This window comes from Duganella sp. GW822-FHT06D06 (assembly GCF_058799615.1).
Window position 1 is genome coordinate 23,160 of the sequence record NZ_JBXALQ010000004.1, and the last position, 15,761, is coordinate 38,920.

A 15,761-nucleotide genomic window follows, 5' to 3' on the forward strand; every position below is an offset into this window, starting at 1 on the left:
CTTACAGCGGATTGCAGTTGCAGAAGCGCTTACGCTTGCTGCCGTCCGGCGCTTCGGCGCCGGCGTCCAGCTGCTTCCAGAAGAACACGGTCTCGACACCGTACGGCGAACGCACCTTGCCGGCATCCACATAGCCAAGGCGGGCGAAGAAATCCTGGCCGGTGGCCGTGCTGTGCAATTGCAGCGCCTTCACGCCCCAGCTGCACGCCTGCTCCTCCATGCGCGCCAGCAGCGCCTTGCCGACACCCTGGCGGCGCGCCTCCGGCAGCAGATAGCACAGGGCCAGCTTGCCGGCGCCGGTCAGCAGCGCGACGCCGACGACGACGCCTTCGCTCAGCGCGACCAGCGAAAAATTGGTCGGCGAACTGAACCAGTTCGCCACCATCTGCGGAGTTTTGTTGCCTAGCCAGGCGTCAAGGATGGCGGGATCGTTTTTATGATCCAGGTCGCAGCATTCCGTGATCGAACGGCGCAACACTGTGCATGCCGCATCCGCATCTGTCGAAGCAGCAATACGAATTTCAAGACTCCGAATTTCAAGACTCATGTACGCTCACAAATATTCCCGATAGCAAAAATGAAGCGCTACGCCGTTACCCCGCGTGCCTTCTTCAGTGCCTGAAACCCACTATACACCAAGCAGCAAAAGCCGTTGCGGGCGCGCCCGATTGACTCTGCCAGCCTAGTGGTTGGCCCTGTTTTTGCCCACGAATGTTTTCAAAAATCGTTATGCAGTTTTTACTGAAAACCTCGTGACAAACATCCTTCTAAGCATATTACGAAAAATTCGTATCTTTTCCGGGCGAAATTTTACACCATGGGCGCCTGTTAATACGAAAGCGCATTATGACCACCCAAAATCCTGCTCGCCGCGCGCTGATCTCCTCCTTCCTGGCCGCCTCCGCCGTCATGCTGGGCCTGCCGCTGCAAGCGAACGCCGCTGAAACCGTGCTGCTGAATGCGTCCTACGACGTCGCGCGCGAACTGTTCAAGGACATCAATCCCGTCTTCGTGGTCGACTGGAAGAAGAGCACCGGCGAAACCATCAACGTCAACCAATCGCACGGCGGCTCGTCCAAGCAAGCCCGCTCGGTGGCCGACGGCATGGAAGCGGCGGTGGTCACCATGAACCAGGCGAACGACATCGACATGCTGGCCGACAAGGGTCTGGTGGTGCAGGATTGGGCCAGGAAGTTCCCGAACAACGCCGCGCCTTTCTATTCGACCATGGTATTTCTGGTCCGCAAGGGCAATCCGCAGCAGATCAAGGACTGGGGCGACCTGGCCAAGCCGGGCGTCAAGGTGGTCATTCCCAACCCCAAGACCGCCGGCAACGGGCGCTACACCTACCTGGCGGCCTGGGGCTCGGTGCTGAAAAAAGGCGGCACCGAAGCGCAGGCGCGCGAGCTGGTGGGCAAGATCTTCAAGAACGTGCCGGTGCTGGACGCCGGCGGCCGCGGCGCCACCACCACCTTCACCCAGCGTGAGATCGGCGACGTACTGGTGACGTTCGAGAACGAAGTGAACCTGGTGCGGGCCGAGTTCGGCAGCAACTTCGAGGTGGTCTACCCGTCCATCTCCATCCTGGCCGAATCGCCGGTGGCGGTGGTCGACAAGGTGGTCGACCGTCGTGGCATCCGCAAGCAGGCCACTGGCTATTTGAACTTCCTGTACACCGAGCAGGCGCAGGACATCATCGCCAAGCACTACTTCCGTCCGCGTTCCGAAGCGGCGTTCAGGAAGTACAACGCCAACTTCCGTCAGATCTCGCTGTTCACGGTAGATGACGTCTTCGGCGGCTGGAAATCGGCGCAGAAGAAGCATTTTGACGACGGCGCCGAATTCGACAAGATTTACCAGACCAAATAAGCATGACCTGGATTTAAAAGTCGGCAGCGAAGTCATCGTCCTCGTCAAATCCACCGAAGTCCCGATCGCCAAGATCAGCAGCAACTAAGCCCTTTGCATGGGGGTCAAGTCTGCATGGGGGTCAAGTCTGACATTCGGACACGAGCTCTACCGTAAGCGGCGTTACGGTAGAGCTCGTGTCCGAATGTCAGACTTGACCCCGTTGTAAAATAAGTGGAATCGTGGAGTTACATTCAATAGACGAGAAACCACTTTAATGTTATCTTCTATCCTCAGGAAATATTGCCGCATAGCTAGATTAGTTTTGCGCTGCGTCAACTTCTGACGCCCGATACACTCCTCACTCCCAAGAATACCTAACATGCTCAAGAAAATTGTTGCTGTATTGCTGAGTTCGTTTACTGCGGTTGCGCTCGCGGTACCGCTCGGCTCGCAGTCGGTGCTGGTCGTCGAAGATGGCACCGGTAAAGTGCTGCTCGAAAAAAATTCCAACGTTCAGGTTCCAATCGCTTCGCTGACCAAGCTGATGACCGCGATGGTGGTGCTCGATTCCAAGCAGGACATGGATGCCCCCATCAGCATCGATAAAACCGACGTGGACATGCTCAAGCACAGCACTTCGCGGGTGCCGGTCGGCGCCGAACTGGCCCGCCGCGATGCCCTGCAACTTGCCCTGATGTCGTCAGACAACCGCGCCGCCGCATCGCTGGCCCGCACCTTTCCAGGCGGCCCCGCCGCGTTCAAATTGGCGGTCAACGCCAAGATCAAAGCGCTGGGCCTGACCCAGACCGTGATCGAGGAACCGACCGGACTGTCGCCGAATAACCGCTCGACCGCGACCGACCTGGTCAAGATGGCAACCGCCGCTTCGGCCTACCCGGACATCCGCCGCATCACCACCGACACCAAGGATGTGATCACCATCAAGGGTCGCCAGGTGGAGTACCACAACACCAACCGACTGGTCGGCGCCAAGGGTTGGGACGTCGGCCTGTCGAAGACCGGCTACACCGAAGAAGCCGGCCGCTGCCTGATCATGCGCTTCAAGTCGGCCGGCAAGAATGCCACGTTGGTGTTGCTCAATGCCAAGGCCAATTCGGCTCGTTTGATGGATGCATTCAACATCCGCCGCTTCGTTGCCGGCCCGGATGGGGAACCGAAAGTCATGAAGGCTTCGGTCAGCCGCCATAAGAAAACAAGCAAATCGGCCAAGCGTCACCGCCGCGCAGCCTGATCTTTTCAGGCTACTGGAACGATAACCGGACCCAAGGGTCCGGTTTTTTTACGCTCCACAAGCCAGTTTCTAGTGTTTATATGCCAATTATTAGCATGATTTAGCTATGACGATGCCTTGAACAGGCGTCGTGCAGAGGGATTAATTGCCGAGCAGCGTGCGCAGGCCGCTGGCGCGTTGGGTGCGCTGGGCGATGGCGTCGAGCAGCACCTGGCCGTTCGGCGTGAGTAACGTAAAGTAGTCACGGGCGCGCGTGATGCCGGTGTAAATCAACTCACGCGCCAGCATACCGCCGCTGTCTTTGGGCAACACCAGCACCGTATGCTGGAATTCGGAACCTTGTGATTTATGCACCGTCATGGCGAACGCCGTCTCGACATTGCGTAGCCGTGTGGCAAGAACACTGCGCACATTTTCACCTTCCGAGAAGTAGACGCGCAGCGCGCCGGGACGCGCCGGATCGGGCAAAGTCAGGCCGATATCGCCGTTGAAAACGCCGGTCCCGTAGTCGTTGCGCGTGACCATGACCGGCCGGCCGCCATACCATTCGCCGCTTCTCCGCAACAATCCGGCCGACTGCAATCTTTGTTCGATGACATCATTCAATCCGGCAACACCCCACTCGCCCTCGCGCACCGCGCACAGAATCCGGAAGGTTTCAAAGCTGGTCAGCACGGATTTCACCCATGCAAGATGTACGACCTCATCGCCTTCCGGCGCCCCATTCTTGATCATTTTCAAGTAAGCCTGGTAGCCGCCGGCGGCGCCGGCGCGGCCCGCCAACGCCAATTGCAACAGGTCGGAAGACTGCGCCGGATCGATCCAGGCCACCTTGCCATCTGTGCCGTCACGCAAGACTTGTAGCGAAGCGGCAGCATTTCCGGCGTTCACAGCCAGCGCCAGCGCGCCGATCGGCCCACCGAAACGCCGACTTTCTCGCAACATTACTGTCTGCTGAGCAATGGGCCCACCGTCGCCGGCGAAGCTGTCGGGGATCTGCTGGCCGGTACTGGCTTGCACGTATGACAAGGTTTCCGACTCGTATCCACCCGCCTCGGCGTTGTGACACAGGTCGCCCAGGACCGCGCCCGCCTCCACCGAGGCCAGCTGGTCCTTGTCGCCGAGCAAGATCAACGTTGCTGTTCCGGGCAAGGCGGCCAGCAACGCGGACATCATTTCCAAATGGATCATTGACGCCTCATCAACAATCAACACATCGACGTCCAGTTGATTGCCGGCATTGTGCAGGAAGGCGCGGGTATCCGGCCGGGCGCCAAGCAGACTGTGCAAGGTACGCGCGGCTCCCATGCGGGCCGCCAACTCGCGTAACGGCAACGTGGAGCCGACTTTTTCCGCCAAATCGTCCAGCGCGGTATCGATCGATTGCTTGAGGCGGGCCGCCGCCTTGCCGGTCGGCGCGGCCAACGCCACCCGCAAGCCGGACTGGCGGTCGCCGGCCGTGGCGAACAGCAAGGCCAGCAATCGTGCCACGGTGTAGGTCTTGCCCGTGCCGGGTCCGCCGGTGATGATGCCGAGCTTGCCGCGCATGGCCACCGCGCAGGCGATTTTTTGCCAGTCGGTAACGCCACCCCGTGGGGCGTGCGGGAACAGGATATCCAGCCAGTGACGCACGTCGGCGGTGCTGGTCTCGGCGTCGAGGGCAATCAGTCCGCCCAACGCGCGGCCGCGCACCGCCTCGGCGACCAGTGTTTCGTCGCGCCAATAGCGGCGTAGGTAGAGGCGTTCGCCGTCCAGCACCAGCGGTTGCTGAAAATCCAGATCGCCCACCGGCATCACCTGGTCGCAGCCCGCCAGCAGCGTGCGCCAGGCGTCCGCGCTCCTGGGCCAGGCGCCGGCAGCATCGCGCAGCGCGCGCCATTCATCGCCAGTCCAGCCCAGCTGGCCGGAAAGATCGTCCTGCAGCTCGTCGAGCATCAAACAGCTGTGACCGCGCCCCTCAAGTTCGGACAACAGCACGCAAACCGCCATCAATTGCGGCGAACTGGAACCAACCGACGCGATAAAGCGCGCAAACGCCCCGCTCAGGCGGCGCAGCTGGCCGTTTTCGGTCAAGGCGTCGACCTGTTCGAACAGGGCGGCGGACGTTTCAATACTCATGCGGTGCCTCTGCTTGCGTTACGCCGGACTCATCCAGCAGCCGGTCCAGCCCGTCCAGCAGCTCCGGATCGGGTTCTATCAGGTAACAACCGCGCGTTTGCTGGTTAGCAATGCCGCGCAGGAACAGGAAAATCGCACCGCCCAGATGCTCGGCCGGATCGTACTGCTCGCCCAGACGGCTTTGCAACAGCCGGTGCAGCGCCAGCATATAGATCGCGCCCTGGATGTCGTAACGGTGCTCGGCCATCGCCGCCACCAGCGCCGGCTGGTGATAGGCGGCATCACCCGCGCCCAGCGCGTTCGATTTGTAGTCCAGCACCCAGAACCGGCCTTCGTGCTCGAACACCAGGTCGGCAAAGCCTTTCAGCATGCCATGCAGCTGACGCTCAGGCAGCGCCGGCCGCGCCAGGCCGCCCAGCAGATGGATCGCGCACAAGCTGTCCAGCGCTCCGGTGCTCAGGCGCTCGCTGGGGAACCAGAACTCCATCTCCGGCAGCGGCGAGGCGATGGCGCTCAACGGCGCGCCCAGATACGGCAAGCTGGTGCCGGCGATCTCGCGCAACCACGCCAGCGTGTCCTCCAGACGATTGCCCCAACCGGCGCGCTCCACCCGCCGTGCCAGGCGCGATTCGAAATGTTCGTGACCGACGACGGCAAAACCCTCCTGCCCCATCCACTCCAACTGCTCGTGCAGGAAGTTACCGGGCACGGAACCACGCGGGAAACGATGCCACGGTGCGTCTTCCACTCGGTTCGACAGCACGATCGACGGCATGCCGGCGCCTTCCAGCAGGTTCTCCTGCAAGCCGTCGCGCGGCACCGGCAAGGACGATGCGCCGCTGCCGATGGTGCCGGTCGGGCCGGTGCGCCGCGCCAGCGAACTGAAACTGCCCACCGCCCAATCGCGCTCGAAGCGGCCGGTGTAAAGCTGCGGCTCCAGCAACGGCGGGCGTTGTTCGATGCGGCTCAGGCGCGTGAACTGCTGCATCGCCATCTCCAGCGTCTCGATGCTGATGCCGTCGCAGCCTTTGCAGGCGTGGCCCCAGCGCTCCATCATCAGGTCCGACGGCAGCGCTTCGCCGCCGGTCAGCAGATAGCCCAGCGCCGATTCGTGCAGCGTGTTGTCGCCCGCCTTGCGCGCGGCCAGCGCCGTCACGCCCAGCCACAGGAAGTGCCGCGCACGCGTCAGCGCCACGTAAAGCAGGCGCAAGTCCTCCTGCAGGCGGGCACGCTCGACCAGTTCCATCGCGGTGTCGGTCAGCGCCATGTCGATCTGGCGCACGCCATCCTCGTCGCTGAACTCGAAGAAGCTGCGGTTGCGCCGCTCCACCTTGCGCGCCGTGACGGCGAACGGCAGATACACCAACGGATACTCCAGGCCCTTCGATTTGTGGACCGTGACGACCTTCACCAGCTCCGCATCGCTTTCCAGCCGCAGCACGCGTTCGTCGCCGGCGCCCTCGCCGCCTTCGATCTGCTCGGCGAGCCAGCGTATCAACGCCTGCTCGCCGTCCAGCTGGCGGCTGGCCGATTGCAACAGCTCGGCCAGATGCAGCAGATTGGTCAGGCGCCGTTCGCCGCCCGGCTGCTGCAGCAAGGCCGCCGGCAGCTTCAGTTCATGGATGAAGCGGCGCAGCATCGCCAGCACGCCCTGCCGCTGCCATACGATGTGCAGCGCCTTCAACTGCTCGACGCGCGCTTCCCACGCCAGTTCGTCCGCCGACAGCAGCGCCAGTTCCGCCAGCGGCAGGCCGGTGGTGCGGGTGGCGAATGCGGCCCGCGCCAGGCCGCCGTCCAGCGGGCTGGCGACGGCCGACAGCCAACGCAGCACGTCGGCCGCTTCCTCGCTGTCGGTGACGGAATCCTTGTCCGACAAATACACGCTGGCGACCTGGCGCCGTTGCAGCGCGCGGCGGATGGCGGCAGCTTCCTTGCGGTCGCGCACCAGCACGGCGATGTCCGCCGGTTGCAGGCGCACGAAGCCTTTCGGGCTCGCGAACCCCGCGCGTTCGTCGTTGAGCTGCGCGACGATATGCTCGGCGCAGTGCCAGGCAAAGAATTCGCGGTAGCTGTCCGCTTTCAGGTCCTGCGTGGCGCTGCAGGCGATGACCAGCGCCGGCACGTCGCCCGCAGCGTTGACCATGCGCTCGCCGCGCCCCTTGGCGCCGACGGCCTCGAACGGCAGCGGATTCACACGCGTGCCGGGATCGCGGAAACGGAAGGCGCCACGTCCAAAGCCGCCTTCCGCAGGCTGGCCTTCGGCGTACATGAACAGGTGATTGACCGCATCCACCACCGGCTTGGTGGAGCGGTAGTTGGTGCCCAGCTGGTAGTGGCGTCCGGTGGTGGCCAGGCGCGCGGACAGATAGCTGTGGATGTCGGCGCCACGGAAGCCGTAGATCGACTGCTTCGGATCGCCGATCAGGAACAGGCCCGTCTCCGGATCGTTGTCCGCCACGCGGTACAGCAGGTTGAAGATCTGGTATTGATTGGGCGCCGTGTCCTGGAATTCGTCGACCATCGCCACCGGGTACTGGTCGGTGATGCGCTTGCGCAGCGCGGCGGCGTTCTCGCCTTGCAGCGCGGCGTTCAGGCGGTCCAGCATGTCGGCGAAGCCGAACTGGCGGCTGCGCTTCTTCAGCTCAGCCATGCGCTTGGCGACCGCGCCTGCCGCGTGCCGGTACAGCGCGTGCGCCAAAGGCTCGATGTCGTCCAGCGCTTTTTTCAGCGGTTCGATGGCGTCGAAGTCGTCGGGGATCGACGCCGTGTAGCCTTTCGAAAAAGCGTCTTCGAGGCCGTGCGGCGTCAGGCGCTTCCAGGCGGTGTCCGAGATGTCGGGCATGACCATGGCGGCATCTTCAGCCCATGCGCGCAGGCCGTTGAACCAGGCCACCAGCGAATCGGCGCGCATCTTGTTGCCGTTGAAGCATTTGGGCGAGAGCACGCGTTCGGTGGCGATCCATTGTTCCATGCGGTTGGCGCGCTCGGCCCATCCGGTCTTCAATCCAGCCAACTGCGCCTGCTGTTCGCGCTGGACGGCGGCGATCAGTTCACCCAGCGATTCGATGCGCGCGCCTTCGCCGATGATGTCGGCGCGCTTGACCAGCTCCCGTATCGACTTCTTCAACGCGCCCACATCGCCCCAGCATGACAGCAGCGCATCCAGCGATACGGCGTTGAGCGGATAGACCTGCTGTCGCCAGTAGTCGTGCGCGGCGTCGTCGAACAAGGCCTGCTCGTCGCTAACCAGTTCCTCGTCGAACAAGCTGCCGCTGTCGAAGGCGTGCTCGCGCAGCATGCGCTGGCACCAGGCGTCGATGGTGAAGATCGCCGCCTCGTCCATCGTCTCCGCCGCAAGCATCAGGCGGTGCGCGGCTTGCTGCTGCTCGCTGTGGCTTGGGTAGGATTCGAGGATGGCGTCCAGGTAGTCGTCGCGCGCCACGCCGCTGCCTGCGCCCAGGCCCATCGCCGAATAGCCGCGGAAGTAGGCCGCCGCCTCCACCAGCCGTTCGCGCACGCGGTTCGACAGCTCGCGCGTGGCGGCGCGGGTGAAGGTCATCACCAGGATATCGGCCGGCAGCAGGGGCCGGCCATAGGCGTTGTCGCCGCCGTGGCCCAGCACCAGCCGCACGTACAGCGCCGCGATGGTCCAGGTCTTGCCGGTGCCGGCGCTGGCCTCGATCAGGCGCGAGCCGTGCAGCGGGAAGCTCAAAGGCTCCAGGGAATTGGCGGTGCTGCTCATGCTGCGTCCTCGCCGTCGATGACGTCTATCGTGATGGATTGTTCCAGCCAGTCGGCCAGCGGTCCGTAGAGCGCTTGCGAGACGTCGGCAAAATCCGGTTCCGCGCTCAGCGCCGCAAAGTCCGGCCACAATCGGGCCAGGCACAGGTCGTCGTTCTCGCCGGAGATCTCGAAACCGCCGTCGTACACGCCGCGCGGATCGCCTTCCTGCGCCAGCGCCAACGCGGTCTTGCACGCCGTCGGCAACGGACGGTTCATGCCGTCGCGCCACAGGCAGACCAGTTCCCGCAAGGCTTCCAGCGCGTCGGCCTGCGCCAGCGGTTTCATGGTGACGATGGCGTCGCGCGCCACCAGGAAGCCCGCGACCGGCATGCCGGCCGCGGCCACCGCCAGCTGGCGCAGCCACATGGAGATCAACTTGTCGCCGCGCGGCTTGCCCTGCTTGTCCGTGACCTTGGACGACATCTGCGCCAGCCACACGGTCTCGCTGCCGTTGCTGCGCAACTGGTCGATCCAGTCGTCGACCTGCACGCCGGCCAGCTGGAGACTCAGCGCCACCTTGGGGGCAGGCAGTTCATAGCGACTGCGCAGCGTCAGCCAGGCGCAGCGCACCGGCACCAGCGCCTGCACCAGTTGGTGCTGGTACTGCTGGCCGATCAGCCCAATCGGTAGCACGCCTTCGCGCGCCAGGCGTTCGGCGCGTTCGGTCATCTTGTCGTAGACCTGGTAGAGCTCTTCCGCCTCGGCGCCGTCGTCCAGCATGGTGTCTTCAAGCAGGTAGCGCTCCAGCGCGTTCAACGAGAACGGTTCCTCGTCCTCGCCCACCAGCGCGGCGTCGCCGAACATCACGCCCAGGCGCTGGCGGAAGAAGAAGCGCACCGGCTGGCGCATGAAATTGTTCAGGCTAATCAGCTTGAGGCGGAATTTGTCGTCGATCTCGTAAGGTGGCAGCTCGGCGGCGGCGGCATCGCCGGCCTCCTCGCCGTGCGCTTCGCGCCATTCGCGCGCGTAGGTCAGCAGGCCGCCATCCTCGAAGTAGCGGCGGCTGAACGGCTGCAAGGCATGCTCCGTGGTGCGCGCGTGCGGATCGAGTTGCCAGCCGTTGACCAGGTAATCGCGCAGCTGCGACACCAGCACCGATGGCGGCTGCTCGCTGTTGTCGCGCACATTGCGTCCGACCCAGCTGATGTACAGCTTGTCGCGCGCGGCCAGCAGCGCTTCCAGCATCAGGTAGCGGTCGTCGTCGCGGCGCGAACGGTCGCCCGGACGGGCCATGCCCGGCTGCGCCAACAGGTCGAAATCGGCCTTGGGCGCGCGGCGCGGGAAGTCGCCGTCGTTCATGCCCAGCAGGCAGACCACGCGGAACGGAACGGCGCGCATCGGCATCAGCGTGCAGAAGGTCACGCCGCCGGAGACGAATTGGTGGTTCAGCGTCGGCTCGTCCAGAAGACCCAGCCACGCCTCGCGCAACACGGCCAGCGGCACCGCTTCGTCGTACTGCGCACCTTCGCAGGTTTCCAACCAGTTGTTGAGCGCATCGTCCAGATGCGCCAGCGTCAGGCGGTCGCCCTCCTCGCCGGCTTTGAAGAAGGCCGCCAGCAGCGCACGCGCCTGCACGCCCCATTCGGCCGGCGAGTGCGACTGCGCCAGCACGGCGCGCCAGTGCAGCAGCGCTTCGACCAGCTGCGCCAGCGATCCGGCCAGCGCGGCGTCAAGTCCGCCCACTTCGCCGTAGGCCTCGATGCCGGCAAAGGCCGCGTCCTCGCCGCTGGCATAGCCGAGCAGCATGCGGCGCACGCCGAACAGCCAGGAATTCTGCTCGCCCGCAGCACCAAGGCCAAGGCCGGCGCGGTGTTCGGTATCCAACCCCCAGCGCACGCCGGCGCCTTCGATCCACAAACCCAGCGTCGGCAAGTCGTCCTCTTTCAAGCCGAAACGCGCGGCCAGCGCCGGCACGTCCAGCAGATCACGCACCTCGCTCTGACGGCAGCGCTGCTGCGGCAATCGCAGCAGCCACTCCAGCGCCACCAGCAGCGGATTGACGCTGCGGTCGTTGACGTCGCCGATTTCGAACGGGATGTAGCGCGGATCGCTGCGGCGGTGCTGCGCGAACACGGCATGGATGGCGGCGGTGAAGGTGTCGATATCCGGCACCATCACCACCACATCGCGCGGACGCAGGCCGCTGTCGTCGGCGAGCATGGCCAGCAGTTGGTCGTGCAGCACTTCCACTTCGCGCTGCACGCTGTGGGTGACGTGGAACTCGATGGAGCGATCGTCGTCCGGCGGCGGGATCTGTGGATGCTCGGACAGCGGCAGCAGGTCACGGATGGCGGCCTGCACTTGCGACAAGAGGGTATCGCCCTCGCCGTCGCTGAACAGGTCGATCCGCAGCGGCGCAGTGTGATCGCCACCCACTTCGTTTTCAGCCGCTGCGGCGGCCGAGGCCTCGTCGAATTCGTCCAGCATGCGGATGAAATCGCGGCCCTGCCGCCCCCAGCTGGCCAGCAGCGGATGGCTGTGCGCGTGCAGCTCTTCCAGCGGAATCGCACCCAGGTCCTGGCCGTTGCGCAGTTGCTGGCGGCGGTGCGCGCTGCGCAGCAGCTCACGGCCTTCGATGATGTCGCCCCAATAGAACTGGCATGGATTGGGCACCGCCAGCAGCACCTGCGTGTAGCGCGACAGCGAAGCGAGCGCCTGCAAGCTCTGATACGGCAGCGCCGAGACGCCGAAGATCACGATGCGGCGCGGCAGGCGGCCCAGCGGCTCCTCGCTGGCGGCGCTGGCGCGTACGAATTCGGTGTGGACGGTGGCGCGGCCCAGCTCCCGCTCATGCGGTTCGACGTCGGCGATCACCGCGCGCCACAACTGGCCTTGCCAGCGCTGGTCTTCCGGCAGCGGGTGCGCCTCGTTGCGGGCGTTGCGCATCTGGTCGCGGCCCTGGGCCCAGTCGTCCAGCCAGTCGGCGCGATAGACCTGGTATTGATCGAACAAGTCGGCCAGGCGTTCGGCCAGTTGCAGCCGGCGTTCCGCCTCGCCGTCGGCCAGGAAGTGGCGCAGCGGCGTGAACACGGGATCGGCCAGCAAGGTGGGCAGCAAGCGCATCAGGCGCCAGGTCAACGGCCCTTTGTCGAACGCGGAGCGCACCGGCACGCGCTCGCGCCCCAGCATGCCGCGATAGGTTTCCCACAAAAAGCGCGCCGGCAGCGCCACGCGCGTCGCGGCGCAGACCCGCATTTCCTCGGCCAGCGCGATCTTCAGCCATTCGGCCACGCCGTTCGACTGCACCAGGATGGTTTCCGATTCGAGCGCCCCGAGCGGATGATTGCGCAGCCATTGGAACACCGCCGCGCGCAGTTGCTCCATTTGATTACCGTGCAAGATCAGCAGGCCGGGGGTGATGCTCGAATGCATAGGGCTCTTCGTGGGAATGGAGCCCGTATTATCGCTCTAGCCGGGGTCGTAGGCCAGCAGTTCCTGCTCCATGCGCTCGTTCAACAGCGCCAGCATGGCGTGCAGTTTTTGCACCAGTTGCCGGGCGTTGGCGCAATCGGCGTCGTGGCGCACGTTTTCCAGCGCCAGGCACAGGTTCCCGAAGCGCATCGCCCCCACCGCGCGGGCCGAGGATTTGATGCGGTGCCCCAGTTCGGACAAGTGCGCCAGGTCTTCCAGAGCCAGCGCCGCGTCGACTTCTCGCATGCCCTCGCGGGCCGAGTCCAGGAACAACAGCGCGTACTTGCGCATCTTGTCGGCCTTGCCGCCGAAGGTCTGGGCCAGCGCCGCGACATCGAGCAGCTCCGCCTCAAGCTGCGGCGGTGCCGAAGCCGAAATCGACGCCGGCGCCACCGCGCTCGCCGGAACGGCCGGCGCAAGCGCTTCAACCCGCGCCGCAGGCTGCTCCACGCCGGGCGTCATCGCCCGCAGCTGCCCATGCAGCGGCGCGGCCGCGCCATCGGCCATGGTGAAGTACGACGGCGGCGGCGGCGCCAGCGGCCGCGCGAAGCTGGCCGTGCGCGCCCGTTGGCTCATCCACTTGGACAGCATGTTGAACAGCAGACTAGGCGCGATCGGCTTGGTGACGAATTCGTCCATGCCCGCGCCCAGGCAGCGCTCCTGGTCGTCGCGGCCGGCGTTGGCGGTCATCGCGATGATCAGCGTGGCCGACAGTTTCGGATGGGCGCGGATCAGGCGCGTGGTCTCGTAGCCGTCCATCACCGGCATCTGCACGTCCATCAGCACGCAATCGAAGCGCTCCTTGAGCAGCAGGTCGATCGCCTCCTTGCCGTTGTTGGCCACGCAGACGGTGGCGCCGGCGTCTTCCAGCAGCTCCTGGCCCACCTGCTGGCTGAAGATATTGTCCTCGACCAGCAGGATGGACGCGCCGCGTATGCTGTCGAGCACATCCGGCTGCACCGATTCGTCGCTCGCCTGCAGCAGGTTGACGCCCTTGGCCAGCCGCGCCGTGAACCAGAAGGTGCTGCCGGCGCCGGGATGGCTGTCGACACCGACGCCGCCGCCCATCAGTTCGGCCAGCTGCTTGCTGATGACCAGCCCCAGGCCGGTACCGCCATAGCGGCGCGTGGTCGAGGTGTCGGCCTGGTGGAAGGACTGGAACAACTGCTCCAGCTGGTCCGGCGACATGCCGATGCCGTGGTCCTCCACTTCGAAGCGCACCAGGATATGGCCGTCGCGTTCCTCCAGCGGCCGCGCGCGCACATACACCTTGCCGTTTTCCGAGAACTTGATGGCGTTGCTGGTGAAGTTGAGCAGCACCTGCTCCAGCCGCAGCGGATCGCCGCGCAGCTGCTGCGACAGTCCCGGCCAGATCTCGTACACCAGCTCCAGCCCCTTGGCCGCCGCGCTCTCGCCCAGCTGGCTGGACATATTGGACAGCAGCGAATCGAGCGCGAAGTCCAGCACCTCCAGGTCCATCTTGCCCGCTTCGATCTTGGAGAAGTCCAGGATGTCGTTGATGATGCCCAGCAGGTGCTGGCCCGAATGGTAGATCTTTTGCAGGTAGTCGCGCTGCTTCGGATGGGTGACCGATTTCAGCGCCAGGTGGGCCATGCCGATGATACTGTTCATCGGCGTGCGGATCTCGTGGCTCATATTCGACAGGAAGTCGCTCTTGGCCTGGTTGGCGGCGTCGGCTTCCTCTTTCAGCTGATGCAGCTCGGTGACGTCGGTCGACAGGCCGATGACGGCCGTGACGGCGCGGTCTATCTCCACCGGCACCTTGACGGTCCACAGATGCTGCACCACGCCGTCGCGGCCCACGTAGCGGGTCTCGCCGGAGCGCTTGACGTTATCGGCGAACACCGGCCGCTCCTGCGCCCACGCGGCGTCGGCGACGGCGGTCGGCATCAGTTCGCGATCGAGCTTGCCGACGATCTGCTCGACCGGCAATCCCATCGAGTCGGCCATCTTGGCGTTGACGTAGATGTAGCGGCGCTTCTGGTCCTTCATGTAGACGTGGGCGTCGACGTTGTTGAGCACCGTGTCGAGCAACACGCCCTGCTTCAGCGCGCGCCGGCGCGAGGAGTACAGCACGAAGAAGTAACTGTACAGCAGCATGGTGCCGGCAAAACCGGTCAGGCCGGCGACCCACGGGAAATACAGGTCGAAGCGGGTCAGCAGTTCGGATTTCCGCACCTGGAACTGCGCCTTCCACAGGCTGCCGTTGAAATCGATCGGCAGCACCGACTCGAAATACTCGCTGCGCTGCGCCACCGGAATGGGCACCGCCTGCATCGAGCCGTTATCGTTGAACAGCAGGCGGTCGGTCTTTTCGATCACCAGGCGGCGCTGCTCGATCTCCTTGCTGCCGTCGGCATACAGCATCAGGTGCACCTGGCGCACCGTCATTTCGTCGATGGCGCCCTGCACCAGCTTGGGCACGCTAAAACCGATGCCGACCGAGCCCAGATAGGCGGCGCGCCGTCCCGCCACGTCGGCCACCGGCATATTGCGGCGATAAACCGGCAAGCGGATGCCCAGGCCGATGTGCGGCGCCGGATGCTGGACCACGATCGGTTGGCCGGAAGCGCTGACCTGGCCGCTGTCGCGCGAGGCCGCCACCAGTTTGTCGATCATCGGATTGGCGACCACGTCGACGCCCATCTTCTCACCCATCATCGACGCCGGCTCCAGGTAGGTCAGGACGGCGTAGTGCGCCCGCCGGCCGGCCGGTTTGATGTCGAAGTCCGGATAGCCCTGCGGCGACATGCTGCGGTCCGCGCGCACGCGGGCGACGAAGGCCTCGCGTTGCGCGTCCTGGACCAGCGGCGCCCAGGTCACGGCCTCGATGGCCGGAAAGTGGCGCGGAATTTCCAGGCTGGCCACGTACTGGTGAAATTGCAGGCGTGTCAAATCGTCGCTGGTCTGGAACAGCGCCACCAGGCCGCGCGTCAGATCGGAATACGATTTGATGCGGGCCGAAATACCGTACTGCGTGCTGCGCGCCAGGTTCTCGAAACGCTGGTCGGCGTCGTCGTCGACGGTCTTGGCAGCGGTACCATACAGCGCCGCGCCGACCACCAGCGCCAAAGCGCCGCCAGCCAGCCAGAACAACAGGCGGGGGCTGCGGACCGCTTCCGTCGCGTTACCCGATTTGAGCATTCGCCATCACTTTAGGTCTATAAATTTGCGGAAAATTTTGCATCACAGCAGCATACTATTAATGCCGCTCGGGAACCAGTGAAACAATTGGAGAGAATTCACCAATTTATCACACCAAATTCAAGGGAACCATATGCCGTAAGGCGCGCTCTAAAAGATGAGGTTGGCAATTTGCCGGCAT

General features: G+C 64.4%; 7 protein-coding genes. 2 read left to right on the forward strand and 5 right to left on the reverse strand.

The genetic code is table 11. From position 1 onward, the window contains the following. Position 1: 1 nt before the first annotated feature. Positions 2-475 carry a GNAT family N-acetyltransferase gene (locus AC1RMD_RS08910; RefSeq protein ID WP_492925728.1) on the reverse strand — a complete coding sequence of 158 codons (474 nt, stop codon included), beginning with the start codon at positions 473-475 and terminating at the stop codon, positions 2-4. 371 nt (positions 476-846) lie between these two features. Between AC1RMD_RS08910 and AC1RMD_RS08915 the strand changes: the two genes are divergently transcribed. Then, positions 847-1,869, forward strand: a complete 1,023-nt coding sequence (locus AC1RMD_RS08915; protein WP_492925730.1) for a sulfate ABC transporter substrate-binding protein — start codon at positions 847-849, stop codon at positions 1,867-1,869. Positions 1,870-2,230: 361 nt separating this feature from the next. Then, the gene (locus tag AC1RMD_RS08920) at positions 2,231-3,103 is read left to right on the forward strand and encodes a serine hydrolase (protein ID WP_492925732.1); all 873 of its coding nucleotides are present in this window, start codon (positions 2,231-2,233) and stop codon (positions 3,101-3,103) included. A gap of 141 nt (positions 3,104-3,244) precedes the next feature. Here the strand turns inward: AC1RMD_RS08920 and recD are convergent, their stop codons facing one another. From recD to AC1RMD_RS08940, 4 genes are read right to left on the reverse strand one after another with little or no spacing between them, the layout of a single operon-like run. Continuing rightward, entirely contained in the window at positions 3,245-5,221 is a 1,977-nt protein-coding gene (gene recD, locus AC1RMD_RS08925) for an exodeoxyribonuclease V subunit alpha (RefSeq protein ID WP_492925734.1), read from the reverse strand. Then, a complete protein-coding gene (gene recB / locus AC1RMD_RS08930; RefSeq protein ID WP_492925736.1) occupies positions 5,211-8,963 on the reverse strand; it encodes an exodeoxyribonuclease V subunit beta in 3,753 nt (1,250 codons plus the stop codon). The genes recD and recB overlap by 11 nt, the downstream gene beginning before the upstream one ends. Next, the gene (gene recC, locus AC1RMD_RS08935; RefSeq protein ID WP_492925738.1) at positions 8,960-12,376 is read right to left on the reverse strand and encodes an exodeoxyribonuclease V subunit gamma; all 3,417 of its coding nucleotides are present in this window, start codon (positions 12,374-12,376) and stop codon (positions 8,960-8,962) included. The genes recB and recC overlap by 4 nt, the downstream gene beginning before the upstream one ends. Before the next feature lie 36 nt (positions 12,377-12,412). Next, on the reverse strand, positions 12,413-15,580 hold the full coding sequence (locus AC1RMD_RS08940) for a CHASE domain-containing protein (protein ID WP_492925740.1): 3,168 nt from the start codon (positions 15,578-15,580) through the stop codon (positions 12,413-12,415). Positions 15,581-15,761: the final 181 nt, after the last annotated feature.